Raw genomic sequence first — 13,898 nt, 5'->3', positions numbered from 1 at the left:
CCAATCTGACAAGAATCAACGCCCTAAGCTGCTCGTTGATAGCTTTGATCCATCAACAAAGGTTAGCAAAGCTAAAACAAGCAACATTTCGAGGCAAAAAAATGCGCCGCTCCCTTGGAAAGCGGTTTTTTTGCCGTTAGCATGGCCGTAACCAGCGGAGGGAAACTCTGGCTGGCGATAGAGATATTGACACAAGGAAACCAAAACATGGCAACCGCATCTAAGACCGCAGCGCCTGCAAAGAAGCGCACCCCCAACGCAGCCTTCATGAAGCCGCTGACCCCAAGCCCAGAACTGGGCGCCGTTGTGGGCACCGCTCCGCTGCCACGCACGGAAATCATCAGCAAGCTGTGGGTCTACATCAAGGCCCACAACCTGCAAGACGCCGCCAACAAGCGCATGATCAACGCCGATGACAAGCTCAAGAAGGTGTTTGGCAAGCCCCAGGTGTCGATGTTCGAGATGGCTGGCCTGATCGGCAAGCACGTCAAGTAAGTCCTGCCGACTTTCCTCAGCGCACTCCTTTGCGCTGCAGACCAGAAACCAGCATCCGCCATGCTGGTTTTTTTACGCCTTTTCTTCACAGGCAGTGACCTCCCAAGCGCTGCGCCATGGCGCCGTGGCCTTTATGGATGGATGGCAAGGGCCGTGCAAAGCGCGCAAAGGGACATTTCCTCGGGCAGCGATAGGAGCCTTTTCTGCCCGCATTCGCCCTCCTCATGCAGCATTCAACCGCTCTTCGCCCGCTGTCGCGGCCTGGCAGATCTGTGTGAAGCCGCCAAGGCCCGCTATTTTTTGTGTAAGCATGCTTCCAACAGCGGATGGCACAGACTATTGATTCATAACAATAAATACTCACAATCTGGTCCAGATACACAGGCTATCGCCTACCTATGGGCCACAGCACCCCTATTGCGCTCAGGAGTTTATTGCGAATGCGACAAATTCTTATTTATAATCCCCATCAGTTATTCACTAGCCAGCCACCACGCTGCTTATCTGACCATGATCGTTTGTGTTTGCCGCCGAGTCTCGGACAAAGAGATTGCTCGCCACGCGCATGCGGGGATGTCGTTCGATGAGATCCAGTTCGAACTGGGTGTTGGACTGCAATGCGGCTGCTGCGAAGGTTGTGCCCGCGATGTGGTCGAGCAATGCAGCGCGTCCCGTCCGGTTGCCGCCTTGCGCAATGAAGCCGCAGTGCACCCGGTCCAGCTTGCCACCACCATCATGGAAAGCAAAGCATGGAACTCTTCGCCGCTGTCCTCGGTAGCCTGATTCTGGTCGCTGCCTCTCTCTGGTGGGTCTTTCAGAAATAAGCCACCAACGCATTGATATGCCGTGCTGCGGCTTCAGGCTGCAGCATTTTTTATTGCCCTTATGCTCTCACCAGACCCTTACAGCCCCTCCAAAAAAATGGGGCGCAATATCGTGGTTACGGGTTCGGTGCTGGCAGCGCACGTCGCAGGTCTTTGGGCCTTGCAGGCGGGCCTGCTCAAAAGTGCAGCCATCGAGATGCCCAAGCCCGAACCGGTCATGGTGCAGCTGATTGCGCCCGAGCCGATGCCGGTGGTTGCGCCGCCCCCTCCTCCGACCCCCAAGCCGCCGCCGCCCGCACCGAAGCCGCCGCCAAAGCCCACGCCCAAGCCCGTCCCCAAACCTGCGCCCAAGCCCCAGGCGATCAAGGATCCGACGCCTGCACCCAATGCAGTGACCGGCACCACCGAGGCCCAGCCACCGGCACCGCCCATCGAGGCACCGCCGCCCGCTCCGCCGTCTCCTCCACCGGCTCCGCCCGCACCGCCAGCGCCTCCACCGCCACCGGTGATCCAGCTGCCATCGAGCAATGCCGCCTACCTGAACAACCCCGCTCCGCAGTACCCGGCCATCAGCCGCCGTATGGGCGAGACCGGGACCACCATCGTGCGCGCCTACATCGACGAAGAAGGCAAGCCCCAGGAGCTGCAGCTCAAGCAGTCCAGCGGCTATGACCGCCTGGACCAGGCCGCCATGGACACGGTGCGCAAATGGCGCTTCAAGGCAGGCACCTCCAACGGAACTCCCCGGCCCATGTGGGTCAACGTGCCCATCAAGTGGGAACTCAATTAAATCGAACGGAAATAGGATCAGTTATGGACTCGCAATTCGGCATCGCCCACGTCTGGGCTCAGGGAGATTTCGTGACCAAGACGGTCGCCGTCATTCTGGTGGCCATGTCTCTCGCTTCCTGGATCGTGATCGTCATCAAGGCGCTCGATATCATGCGTTTCAAGAAGTACGCCCGCAATGCCCAGGACTTCTGGCACAGCGCTGACTTCGCAGCCGGCCTGAGCAAGCTGGGCGAACAAGGCGACAACCCGTTCCGCCAGTTGGCCATCGAAGGCCGCGAAGCCACCGCCCACCACCGCAAGACGGCCGAGCACCTGCATGACTCGCTGGACGTCAGCGACTGGATCACGCGCTGCCTGCGCAATGGCATCGACGAGTTCACCGCGCGCGCCCAATCGGGTCTGGCCGTGCTCGCATCGGTGGGCTCCACCGCCCCCTTCATCGGCCTGTTCGGCACCGTCTGGGGCATCTACCACGCGCTGGTGGCCATCGGCATGTCGGGCCAGTCCTCGATCGACAAGGTCGCCGGCCCAATCGGTGAAGCGCTGATCATGACCGCACTGGGTCTGGCTGTGGCCATCCCTGCCGTGCTGGGCTACAACGCACTGGTGCGTGGCAACAAGTCGGTGCTCAACCGCCTCAACAGCTTTGCCCATGACCTGCATGCCTTCTTCGTGACCGGCACCCGCCTGAATGTGGACTCCAGCAAGCCCGGCGCCGTGGTCACGCCGCTCAAGAAAGGTGCCTGATCATGGCTTTTGGAACGCAAGACGATGCCGATGAGGTCATGAACGAGATCAACATGACGCCCTTGGTCGACGTCATGTTGGTGCTGCTCATCATCTTCATCATCACCGTGCCGGTGATGAAGCACTCGGTCAACATCGACCTGCCGCGTGCCGTCAACACGCCGGAAGACGCCAAGCCCGACACCATCCAGCTGGCCATCCTGCCCGATGGCACGTACAACTGGAACGGCAAGGCCGTGACCGACGCCGAGCTGGAATCCAATATGCAGGCCGAGGCCCGCAAGGAGCCCCAGCCCGAGCTGCACATCCGCGGTGCCCGTGATGTGAAGTACGAGAAAGTGGCCCAGGCCATGGCCGCTGCCCAGCGCAGCAACTTGAAGAAAATCGGCTTTATCACCGACCAGGTGGGCGAGTAAACTGCCCACCTTCCCGGCAAGGGCTCCAGCAGGAGCCCTTTTTTCATGGCGGATGCAGACCGGATCAGGTTTACCCGCAGTGACGCCCAAGCGACGCCAGCAGCCCGCTTGCCCTGCCTAAACTGGACCGCAGGACAAGCGCCGTGGCGACCTGTACTGGCCGAAGCAGCGGCGGGCAAACCGACCATCACCAGCGCCTCCCCCAACTATCACTAGATTGAGGAGACACCGATTGATGCAGACGTCCCGCACCCAGCCATCCCTGTTCCCAAAACCTTTGCGCCGGCGCCAGATGCTGCGCCTGGCGCTGGCCAGCGCAGCCGCTGCCAGTGGCCTGCCGTTCGCCACGGTCGCGCGCGCAGCCAGCGACAAGGCCAGCTTCCCGACCAAGCCCCTGCGCGTGATCGTGCCGTTTGCCCCAGGTGGCGCCACCGATGTGCTGGCGCGCAGCGTCAGCGACCGGCTGGGCCAGCAATTGGGCCAACCGGCCATCGTCGACAACCGCCCCGGCGCGGCGGGCCTGCTCGCCTGTGATGCCGTGGCCAAGGCAGCGGCCGATGGCCATACGCTGACCCTGGGGACGACCAGCACGATGCTGTCGAACCAGTTCATGTTCAAAAAGATCTCCTACGACCCGCAAAAGGACATGGTGCCGGTGGTGCGCATCTGCTGGGCACCGATTGTGCTGGTGACCAACAGCCAGCTGCCCGTGCGCAATCTGCAAGAGCTCATCGCCTACATCAGCGCCAACAAGGGCAAACTCTCCTACGGCAGCTATGGCATTGGCTCGCAAGGCCATCTGGTGCTGGCGAGTCTGAGCAACATGACGGGCGCCGACATGAGCCACATCGCCTACAAGGGCGAGGCGCCGATGGTGCAAGACCTCGTGGGCGGCCAGCTGATGATGGGCATCGGCAGCATCCTCTCGCTCAAGCAGCATATCGACAGCGGCAAGCTGCGCGCCATCAGCTTCACCGGCCCCAACCGCGTGCCCGCGCTGCCCGATGTGCCCACCTTTGCCGAGCAAGGCCACAAGGAAGACGCGTTCACGATCTCCGGCTGGCTGGGCATTGCGGCCACTGGCGGCACACCGGCGCCCGTGGTCGAACAGTTGGGCGCCCAGGTGCGCAAGGCACTGCAAACGCGCGAGGTCAATGCCCGCGTACTGGTGGCCGGCTTTGTGCCCTTGACCGATGACAGCCCGGCGCGCTTTCAGGACGACTGGCAGCGTGAGCTACCGATCTGGAAAAAGCTGCTGGCCGATGCGGGTGTGCAGCCAACCTGAGCGCCTGTTGACGCATCTTCATGCCTGGCGGCACCCTGATAGGTGCCTCGACAAGCGCCCGGATTCGCGCCGGGATTCGCGCCTCCATCCGCGCCTTCAGGCCGCACAAGCCTGCCCCCGCCACGTCGCCAACGCCGCGACCGTGGCTTTTTGCCTTTTACCATGGCAAATTTCAAATAAACACTGGACTTCACGAATACGAATCGTTATCATTTGCTTCAGTTTTATCCCTGTGAGCACTGCCATGCAAACCATCGCCCTACCCGCCACCCCGCTTGCCGCTGCCAGCAAGAGTGCCAGCGCGTCCCAAGGCCATGCCACGCAATCGGCCGCGCTGGAGAGCAGTGAGCTGCTCCAAGGCGCCAAAGCGGTATCCATCGTGCACAACGGCGCCATCTACCGTTTGCAGACCACCAAGCTGGGCAAGCTGATCCTGACCAAGTAAGCAAGCCCACCAGTTCCAGTTTGCTGCCCTCCCCCTTCCCTATAGGCCGGGGCAAGCACCCCGCTACCTGCCCAGCAAAAAGCCAACTCCTGCAAGTTGGCTTTTTTATGCGCACCGGGTTTGCGATGCAGGAGGCTCGCTACACCCCCAGCGGCAAATCCGCGTGCTTGAGCGTGCGCAGCACAAAGCTTGACTGGCTGTGGCGTATGCCCTTGATCTTGTAGAGCTTCTCGCGCAGCAGGCGCTCATAGTCGCGGGTGTCCTTGACGACCACGCGCAGCAGGTAGTCGTACTCGCCCGAGACCAGGTGCGCCTCCACCACCTCGGGGATGGTGGCCAGCAGCTCGCCAAACTTTTCCAGAGTGTTGTCGCTGTGGCTGTCGAGGGTGACCATCACCAGCACCGTATCGCCCAGGCCCAGCGCCTGGGGCGACAAGCGCACCGAATAGCCCTGGATCACGCCGGCCTCTTCCATCTTCTTGATGCGTCCCCAGCAGGGCGAGGCGCTCAAGCCCACCGCCTGGCCAATGTCTTGCAGGCTGGCGCGGCTGTTGAGTTGCAGCTGGCGAAGAATTTTTCGGTCCAACGTATCGAGAAGCATGATTTTCTGCACCAGCCATAAATTTAGAATATTTTTCTATATTAAGACGAGCAACCCAGAAAAACAAAATATTTTTTGCCTTACCGGCCTGCATACTTTCTGCATCGAAACACTTTTACCGAAGTCTCTTTCTGGCAGAGCCTGCTTACCGGCAGCCCCTCTCTCCACCAGCCCCCAGGCAGTTACCGCTGCCATGGGGGTTGTTGCATTGCGGGGCCCTCACGGACCCTCCGCTCCACTTCCTGCCGTGGCCTAAACGCCGTCTCGGGCGATCCGCTGCGTTGTCGTCCTCGGCAATAGCTGCGGCGCGCCGTCAAACGACGCCTAGCTGTGAAGGTTCAATAGGTTGTATCCGGTGTTCATCCGGGTTGGATTTGAGAGACTGGAAGTCGCCAAACACCCAACCCACTCAGGACAGCCAACCGGATGAACACTCATAAGCATGCCCGACTTACCTTTGCCCGGAGACTGGAGATGGTCAAACAGATGACCTTGCAAGGCCTGGATGCCTCTCAGGCCGGAGCCCTTCAAGGCGTCACCGCACAGACCGCTCGCAAGTGGCTGGGCCGCTACCTCTCGGGCGGCGAAGCAGCCCTGGCCGATGCTTCCTCCAGGCCCATTTGCTCTCCCAAAGCCATCTGCGAGTCCAAGGCCTTACTCATTGTTGAGCTACGCAAACGCCGCATGCTGCAGTCGCGCATTGCCAGCTACGCAGGCGTCTCGGCGTCCACCGTGAGCCGGGTATTGGCCCGTGCGGGCCTGTCTCGACTCAGCGATCTGCAGCCGTCCGAGCCCGTGGTTCGCTATGAGCACGATGCGCCTGGAGACATGCTGCACATCGATACCAAGAAGCTCGGGCGCATCGTTCGGCCCAGCCACCGCGTCACAGGCAATCGGCGCGATTCGGTCGATGGTGCGGGATGGGAGACACTGTTCGTGGCCATTGACGACCACGCACGCATTGCCTTTACCGCTATGCATCCGGACGAGAAAACGCCGCAAGCCGTCGCCTTTCTGCGCAACGCCGTGGCGTACTACGCGGGGCTTGGAGTGAGCATCAAACGCCTGCTGACCGACAACGGTGCGGCATTCCGCTCAAGGGAGTTCGCTGCGGCCTGCAACGCCTTGGGCGTGCAGCACAAGTTCACCAGGCCGTACCGGCCACAGACCAACGGCAAGGCCGAGCGATTCATCCAATCGGCGCTGCGCGAGTGGGCCTATGGTTGGACATACCAGAATTCAGCTGAGCGAACACAAGCCTTACATCGCTGGCAGCATTACTACAACTGGCACAGGCCTCACAGCGGCATTGGTCGAATTACCCCGATGGCCAGGCTCAAATCTGCAAACAACCTCTTGACAGTTCACACCTAGCGGCTCATCCCGATCCGCATCCATGCCGCTTGGCAAGCGGTGATGCAGAGACTCCCTCGCTCGCGTCTTATGTAACAAAACTATTGCATTTGTGCGCCCGTTTCCCTGCGCGCCCGGCGCCTGCGCCATGGCATAGTGGCGCCCTGGAACAACGACAACAGACCGCCCTGGATGCGCCTAAGAGTTTGGAGATCAGCGCATACGACCGGTCAATAAGCACCTATGTTTAAGCGACTCAACGAACTGTCTGAAAGCCATGGCGCCTTGCGCGCGGGCCAGGGCATGGTGGCCGGCGTCATTGCGCTGATCTTGGCGGCCCTGTGCTTTTTGGGTGTGCTGGCCTTTCACTTTCCGCAGTACCTCACCACACCTGAGCTGCGCCGCAGCTACAACGTCGATGTGATGCGCCAGCTGCTGTTTTGGAGCATGGTGATTGCCGGGGGCCTGTCGGTCGCACTGATCGTGCTGGGCCGGGTGCGCTGGCTGGCCGCCTCGGCCTTTGGCCTGGTGGTGCTGTCAGCGCTCTTGGGCGGCCACAAGGTGCCCGTAGGCAGCTTTGCCACCAACACACCCTATATCGGCCTGGACTGGTTCATTCTCGACCTGCTGGGCAGCGCGCTGATCTTCATCTTTATCGAAAAGCTGTTTGCGCTGCGCAAGAACCAACCGGTCTTCCGCCCCGAGTGGCAAACCGACTTTCACCACTTTCTGGTCAACCACATGGTGGTCGGCTTTGTGCTGCTGGCCACCAACCTGATGGTGCACCAGTTCTTTGGCTGGGCCGCCCATGACGGCATCCGGGGCTGGGTCGCCAATCTGAACTTCTGGGTTGCGCTGTTTTTGATCATTCTCGTCGCTGATCTGGTGCAGTACTGGACGCACCGCGCCTACCATGAGGTGCCCTTGCTCTGGCGCATCCACGCGGTGCACCACAGCGTCAAGAGCATGGACTGGCTGGCCGGCTCGCGCCAGCACATTCTGGAGCTGCTGATCACCCGCACCCTGGTGCTCGCGCCCATCTATGTGCTGGGCTTCAGCAAGGAAGTGATCGATGCCTACATCATCATCGTCGGCTTCCAGGCGGTGTTCAACCACGCCAATGTCAGTGTGCGGCTGGGCCCGCTGCGCTATATCATCGTCACGCCCAACTTCCACCACTGGCACCACAGCCAGGATGCCGAGGCGCTGGACAAGAACTACGCCGCCCATTTCGCCTTTCTGGACTATATGTTTGGCACCGCCGTCAAGAGCGATAAAGTCTGGCCCACAGATTACGGCGTGCTCGGCGACTATGTGCCCAATGGCTTTTTCAAACAGCTGAAGTTTCCCTTCACCTGGAAAGGTTGAGCACGGTTCTCTCCACTTGGACGCCCGACCCCTTTGCCTCCATCACCCATGTCATTTCCTCTTGATTTTCGCGCCCAGGCCATGGTGCTGGCCGCAGGCCGTGGCGAGCGCATGCGCCCGCTGACCGACCATACGCCCAAGCCCCTGCTCCCCGTACAAGGCAAACCGCTGATGCAGTACAGCATGGAGCAGCTCGCCCGCGCCGGCGTGCAGCGCCTGGTGATCAACACCGGCTGGCTGGGCCAGCAGGTGGCAGATGCCTGGCCCGCGGCGCCCGCCCTTGCCCAGTTGGGCAGCGCGCAGCTGCAGATTGCCTACTCCCGCGAGGACCTGGATTTTGGTGGCGGCATCGAGACCAGCGGCGGCATCAGCCGCGCGCTGCCGCTGCTCGACGATGCCTTCTGGCTGGTCTCGGGCGATGTGTTTATCCCCGGCTTTCCGTTTGACGAGGCCCTGCGCCAGCGCTTTGCGCACAGCGATGACCTGGCCCACCTCTGGCTGGTGCCCAATGCGTCCCACCACCCCAAGGGCGACTTTGTGCTGACGGCCGAGGGCCGGGCCCAGAACCCTGCCGCTGACGACCCGCGCCCGCGCCTGACCTACTGCTCGGTCGCGCTGCTGAAAAAAACCCTGTTCAGCGCGCCCTACTGCGATATCCCTGCGGGCAATCCGCAGGGCACCAAGATGCCGCTGGTGCAGCAGCTGCGCGCTGCGATGCAGGCGGGCCGCTGCAGCGCCAGCCGCTATGACGGGCGCTGGGTGGATGTGGGCACCGCCGAGCGCCTGCAGGCGCTCAACCCTTGAACCCGCACACAGACTGACGGGTGCCCATCTGCCAAACACAATGCCCTGGCAGGGTGGCGGGAGATGGGATGGAGACCCAGCACTCTGTCCACACGGTGACAGAGGCGGCGACATTTGCTTGCAGCCTTACTCATCAACATTATTTATTTATCAAATACTTAGATAGAAAGCTGCAGAAAACAGAAAAGCCCGCCTGCCTGACATCATAAAAACCCCAATACCGAATGGCCCCGTCTTGCCCACAATGCAAAGCGCATGCGGGCATCCGCAGGCGCCTACAAAACCATTCGGCACAGCCGGGGAGACACGTCATGCAGATGAAGAAATTGGCCTGGGGTATGGGGTTAGCAATGGGTCTGATGGCCGCAGGCCCTGTTTTGGCGCAGACAACCATGCGCATCAGCATCTCGGTGGCCCAGAACTCGCACCAGGGCGTGGCCATCGACACCTTTGCCAAAGAGGTGGAGCAGCGCACTGGCGGCCGCTACAAAATCCAGACTTTCTACAACGGCGCGCTGGGTGGCGAGCGCGAGTCGATCGAAGCGGTGCAGCTGGGCACCCAGGAGCTGGCCTTCAGCTCCAGCGGTCCAGTCCCCAACTTTGTGCCGGAGACCAAGATTCTCGATGTGCCCTTCCTGTTCCGCGACAAGGCCCATGCACGCGCGGTGCTCGATGGCCCCATCGGCAACGAGCTGCTGGCCAAGTTCGACAGCAAGGGTTTCAAGGCCCTGGCCTGGGCGGAGAACGGTTTCCGCCACATGACCAACTCCAAGCGCGCCATCAACAGCCCCGATGACACCAAGGGCCTGAAGATGCGCACGATGGAGAACCCGGTCCACATCCAGGCCTACAAGGCGCTGGGCATCATCACCACGCCGATGGCCTTCCCCGAGGTGTTCACCGCGCTGCAGCAGGGCACGGTTGATGGCCAGGAGAACCCGCTGCCCGTCATCACCTCGGCCAAGTTTGACCAGGTGCAAAAGCACCTGAGCCTGACCGGCCACGTCTACTCGCCCTGCATCCTGGTGATGAACAAGGCCGCCTACGACAAGCTGAGCGCAGACGACAAGACCGCTTTTGTGCAGGCCGCCCAGGCTGCCACCAAGGCCAACCGTGCCCGTGTGGACCAGGACGACACCAATGGCGTGGCCGAGCTGCGCGCCAAGGGCATGCAGGTGGTCGAAAACGTCGACAAAGCCAAGTTTGTCGCCACCTTGACCAAGACCAATGCCGACTTCGAAAAGCAGTTCGGCAAGGCCAACCTCGACCGCATCCGCAACTTCCAATAAGCCCTGCGCCAGGAAAGGTGCTTGCACCTTTCCGGCGCAGCTCCTCCTTTGGTACCCCATCGCTGCTGACGCCGGCCAGGCGCCAGCAGTTGCTGTGTCAACTCGCGCAAGGACGGTGGCGCCAGGCGGCTCTTGATGCGCCTGCCCACCCCGGTCACCATGAAAAACGCTTTTCTTGCTTTCGAGCGCTGGACATCGGGCATCGCCATGGCTGGCGCCTGCCTGATGCTGGCCATCGCATCCACGCTGGGCATGTTCCAGATCATCACCCGCTTTGTGCTCGAAGAGCCCGCCGAATGGACCGAGGTGCTGATCCGCTTCAGCCTGATCTGGATGGTGTTTCTCGCGATCCCGATGGCCTTCCGCCAAGGCGCGATGGTCAGTGTGGACGTTTTAAAGCGCTGGGCACCGCCGGCAATGCGCCGCCTCCTGAGTGGTTTTGTCTGCATCGCCACGCTGGCGCTGCTGGCCGTGCTGATCTGGTGGGGCTGGGACTATGCCCGCCGCGGCGGCGTGCAGACCATGGCCGGGCTCGAATCGCTGTCCATGTTCTGGGCCTACCTGGCTGTGCCCGTCGGCGCGCTGTTTGCCGTGCTCGGCGTCATCGGCAACCTGCTTGAACCCCAAAATACCGAACTGGAGAACGCGCAATGACCGCCGTGATGCTTTCCACGATGGTGCTGTGCTTTGCGCTCACTGTCTCCGTCGCCGTGTCGATCGGCCTGGCCTCCGTGCTGGGCATCCAGGCCAGCAATGCCAACATGCTCATCTCGGTCAAGGAGATGTTTGGCGCGATCAACAAATTCCCGCTCGCCGCGATTCCCTTTTTCATTCTGGCTGGCAACCTGATGGAGACCGGTGGCATCTCGCGCCGCCTCGTGGAATTTGCCAAGAGCATTGTCGGCGGCGTCCAGGGTGGCCTGCCGATGACCTGCGTGCTCACCTGCATGATCTTTGCAGCGGTCTCGGGCTCCTCGGTCGCGACCACCTTTGCGATTGGCGCGATCCTGATCCCGGCGCTGATCAAGCACGGCTACCCCAAGAGTTATGCGGCCGCACTGCAGGCCACCAGCGCCGAGCTGGGCGTGATCATCCCGCCCTCCATTCCGATGATTCTCTATGGCGTGAGCGCCGAGGTGTCCATTGGTGAGCTGTTCATCGCCGGCTTTGGCCCGGGCCTGCTGATCAGCGCCGCATTGATGTTCTTTGTCTGGGCCTACTGCAAATATAAGGGCTGGGGCAAGACCGATGGCGAAGGCCGGCTGGGCTTTGGCAAGGCCTTGTTGCAGGCAGGCTGGGCGCTGTTGATGCCGGTGATCATCCTGGGCGGCATCTATGGCGGCGTCTTTACCCCTACCGAGGCGTCGGCTGTGGCCGTGTTTTATGCATTGGTCGTGGGCGTGCTGATCTACCGCGAGATCAAGATCCGGGACCTGTACGCGATTCTTCGCAAATCGGCCATCTCCTCGTCGATCATCATGTTCATCATCGCCAATGCCGGCCTGTTCGCCTTTTTGATCACCCGTGCAGGCGTGCCCGATGCGATTGGCCACTGGCTCGAAGAAGTGCTGCAAAGCCCGGCCATGTTCCTGCTGGGCGTGAACGCGGCGCTGTTCATCATCGGCATGTTCATCGAGACCAGCGCGGCCATCATCGTGCTGGCGCCGATTCTGGCGCCCGTGGCCATGCACTTTGGCATTGATCCGGTGCATTTCGGCCTCATCATGGTCGTCAACCTGGCGCTGGGCATGATCACGCCGCCCTTTGGCGTCAACCTGTTTGCCGCCTGCACCGTAGCCCGCATATCGCTGGACCAGATCATCAAACACCTGCTGCCCTTTGTCGCGGTGATCTTGCTGTGCCTGATGGTGATCACCTATGTGCCGGGCATATCGCTGGGGCTGCGCGATCTGGTCTACCGCTGATCGGGCTTGCTGCCAACGCTGAGCCACCGCCTGCCGGTGGCTTTTTTGTGGGTTGGCGCAGCCTTTTACAGGCACGGGCGGTCAGTTCCCGCTAGAATCGCGGCAGTCAGGAGAGAGTCGCCCCCGTTGGTTCCCAACGCGCAGCGCGGCCGCCGAAGGCGCAGGCTACTGCAGATGCAGCTGCTGAACGCTCAGGCAAAAGGACTGGCGCCCGCCGCGCAGCATGAGCCTGCCGGCGTTCCCAGCTGGAGAGAGATGGCGCCTGGACGCCATCCACCGAAGGAGCAAGCCCCCAGGCCTCAAAGCGGCGGGTGAATCTCTCAGGTAAAGCGGACAGCAGGGCAAACAGCGTGCAACCGGCAACGGCTGCATGCCCTGTTATTTGCCCTGGAGAGTCCATGTCCGCCAACGCATCCGCCCTGCTGTCCACCCCTTTGAACGCCCTGCATATCGAGCTGGGTGCCCGCATGGTGCCCTTTGCCGGCTATTCCATGCCCGTGCAGTACCCGCAAGGCCTGATCGCCGAGCACAAGCACACCCGCGCGGCAGCGGGCCTGTTTGATGTCTCGCACATGGGCCAGCTGCGCCTGATCGGCCCCGACGCGGCCGCTGCCTTCGAGACCCTGGTGCCTGTCGATGTGATCGACCTGGCCATTGGCAAGCAGCGCTACGGCCTGCTGCTCAATGACGAAGGCGGCATTGTCGATGACCTGATGTTCTTTCGTGTCTCGGAGCAAGAGCTGTTCGTCATCGTCAACGGCGCCTGCAAGGTGGCAGATATGGCGCTGATCCGCGAACGCATCGGCCAGCGCTGCCAGGTGCTGCCACTGCCCGACCAGGGCCTGCTGGCGCTGCAAGGCCCCCAGGCGGCCACGGCCCTCGCCCGTCTGGCGCCCGGCGTCGAGCAACCGGTGTTCATGACCGGTGGCGACTTCGACGTGGACGGCATTGCCTGCTTTATCACCCGCAGCGGCTACACCGGCGAGGACGGTTTCGAGATTTCGGTGGCCGGCCATGAGGCCGAGGCGCTGGCGCGCAAGCTGCTGGCCCAGCCCGAGGTGCAGCCCATTGGCCTGGGCGCGCGCAACTCGCTGCGCCTGGAAGCGGGCCTGTGCCTCTACGGCAGCGACCTCGATGCCACCACCACCCCACCCGAAGCCGGCCTCAACTGGGCGATCCAGAAAGTGCGCCGCACGGGCGGTGCCCGCGCAGGCGGCTTTCCCGGTGCTGACAAGGTGCTCGCCCAGATCGACAACCCGGCCACCTTGACGCGCAAGCGCGTCGGCCTGGTCGCGCAAGAACGCATCCCCGTGCGCGAGCAGGTCGAGATTCGCAGCCTGGCTGGCCAGGTCGTGGGTGTGACCACCAGCGGCCTGCTGGCCCCGACCATCGACAAGCCCATTGCGATGGCCTATGTGGAGCCAGCCCTCGCAGCCATCGGCACCCAGCTGCATGCGATGGTGCGCGGCAAACCCGTCCCGGTCGAGGTGGCAGCCATGCCTTTTGTCCCTCCCCGCTATTTCCGCGGCTAAAGTAGCTGCTGGGTGCGGCTTT

Annotated in this window: 15 protein-coding genes and 2 riboswitches; of the genes, 14 read left to right on the top strand and 1 reads right to left on the bottom strand. The window is 62.0% G+C overall.

Features of this window, described 5'->3' with window-relative positions:
- Window positions 1-207: 207 nt before the first annotated feature.
- The 7 genes from ACPEE1_RS10480 (at window position 208) to hemP (ending at window position 5,004) form a co-directional block, all read left to right on the top strand.
- On the top strand, window positions 208-495 hold the full coding sequence (locus tag ACPEE1_RS10480) for an SWIB/MDM2 domain-containing protein (RefSeq protein WP_021028612.1): 288 nt from the start codon (window positions 208-210) through the stop codon (window positions 493-495).
- 510 nt (window positions 496-1,005) lie between these two features.
- On the top strand, window positions 1,006-1,278 hold the full coding sequence (locus tag ACPEE1_RS10475; protein ID WP_021028611.1) for a (2Fe-2S)-binding protein: 273 nt from the start codon (window positions 1,006-1,008) through the stop codon (window positions 1,276-1,278).
- Window positions 1,279-1,380: 102 nt separating this feature from the next.
- A complete protein-coding gene (locus ACPEE1_RS10470; RefSeq protein ID WP_116924137.1) occupies window positions 1,381-2,109 on the top strand; it encodes an energy transducer TonB in 729 nt (242 codons plus the stop codon).
- Window positions 2,110-2,132: 23 nt separating this feature from the next.
- Window positions 2,133-2,858 (top strand): MotA/TolQ/ExbB proton channel family protein, encoded by a 726-nt coding sequence (locus ACPEE1_RS10465; protein ID WP_021028610.1) that lies wholly within the window; start codon window positions 2,133-2,135, stop codon window positions 2,856-2,858.
- Window positions 2,859-2,860: 2 nt separating this feature from the next.
- Complete coding sequence (locus ACPEE1_RS10460) at window positions 2,861-3,274, top strand: ExbD/TolR family protein (protein ID WP_116924138.1); 414 nt, start codon at window positions 2,861-2,863, stop codon at window positions 3,272-3,274.
- A gap of 235 nt (window positions 3,275-3,509) precedes the next feature.
- Window positions 3,510-4,559 carry a Bug family tripartite tricarboxylate transporter substrate binding protein gene (locus ACPEE1_RS10455; RefSeq protein WP_182345738.1) on the top strand — a complete coding sequence of 350 codons (1,050 nt, stop codon included), beginning with the start codon at window positions 3,510-3,512 and terminating at the stop codon, window positions 4,557-4,559.
- Between the two features lie 244 nt (window positions 4,560-4,803).
- The gene (gene hemP, locus ACPEE1_RS10450; protein WP_021028607.1) at window positions 4,804-5,004 is read left to right on the top strand and encodes a hemin uptake protein HemP; all 201 of its coding nucleotides are present in this window, start codon (window positions 4,804-4,806) and stop codon (window positions 5,002-5,004) included.
- Between the two features lie 139 nt (window positions 5,005-5,143).
- Here hemP and ACPEE1_RS10445 read toward each other — a convergent pair whose 3' ends face one another.
- Window positions 5,144-5,605 carry an Lrp/AsnC family transcriptional regulator gene (locus tag ACPEE1_RS10445; RefSeq protein ID WP_116924140.1) on the bottom strand — a complete coding sequence of 154 codons (462 nt, stop codon included), beginning with the start codon at window positions 5,603-5,605 and terminating at the stop codon, window positions 5,144-5,146.
- A 426-nt stretch (window positions 5,606-6,031) separates the two neighbouring features.
- On the opposite strand from ACPEE1_RS10445, the gene ACPEE1_RS10440 reads away from it, so the two are divergent.
- From ACPEE1_RS10440 to gcvT, 7 genes are all read left to right on the top strand, one after another.
- Window positions 6,032-6,979 (top strand): IS481 family transposase, encoded by a 948-nt coding sequence (locus ACPEE1_RS10440; protein ID WP_423933322.1) that lies wholly within the window; start codon window positions 6,032-6,034, stop codon window positions 6,977-6,979.
- Window positions 6,980-7,201: 222 nt separating this feature from the next.
- On the top strand, window positions 7,202-8,326 hold the full coding sequence (locus ACPEE1_RS10435) for a sterol desaturase family protein (protein WP_116924141.1): 1,125 nt from the start codon (window positions 7,202-7,204) through the stop codon (window positions 8,324-8,326).
- A 48-nt stretch (window positions 8,327-8,374) separates the two neighbouring features.
- A complete protein-coding gene (locus ACPEE1_RS10430; protein ID WP_260719716.1) occupies window positions 8,375-9,130 on the top strand; it encodes a nucleotidyltransferase family protein in 756 nt (251 codons plus the stop codon).
- 311 nt (window positions 9,131-9,441) lie between these two features.
- Entirely contained in the window at window positions 9,442-10,419 is a 978-nt protein-coding gene (locus ACPEE1_RS10425) for a TRAP transporter substrate-binding protein (protein WP_116924143.1), read from the top strand.
- 159 nt (window positions 10,420-10,578) lie between these two features.
- Window positions 10,579-11,073 carry a TRAP transporter small permease gene (locus ACPEE1_RS10420; RefSeq protein ID WP_116924473.1) on the top strand — a complete coding sequence of 165 codons (495 nt, stop codon included), beginning with the start codon at window positions 10,579-10,581 and terminating at the stop codon, window positions 11,071-11,073.
- Entirely contained in the window at window positions 11,070-12,344 is a 1,275-nt protein-coding gene (locus ACPEE1_RS10415) for a TRAP transporter large permease (protein ID WP_116924144.1), read from the top strand. The genes ACPEE1_RS10420 and ACPEE1_RS10415 overlap by 4 nt, the downstream gene beginning before the upstream one ends.
- Before the next feature lie 97 nt (window positions 12,345-12,441).
- Window positions 12,442-12,561, top strand: a riboswitch (glycine riboswitch).
- An 18-nt stretch (window positions 12,562-12,579) separates the two neighbouring features.
- A riboswitch (glycine riboswitch) is annotated at window positions 12,580-12,691 on the top strand.
- A 51-nt stretch (window positions 12,692-12,742) separates the two neighbouring features.
- Entirely contained in the window at window positions 12,743-13,876 is a 1,134-nt protein-coding gene (gene gcvT, locus ACPEE1_RS10410; protein WP_182342105.1) for a glycine cleavage system aminomethyltransferase GcvT, read from the top strand.
- Window positions 13,877-13,898 lie beyond the last annotated feature (22 nt).

This window comes from Comamonas sp. 23 (assembly GCF_049601575.1).
GTDB lineage: Bacteria > Pseudomonadota > Gammaproteobacteria > Burkholderiales > Burkholderiaceae_C > Comamonas > Comamonas squillarum.
Note: the sequence above shows the minus strand (reverse complement) of the source record. Positions and strands in the feature narration are given on the sequence as shown.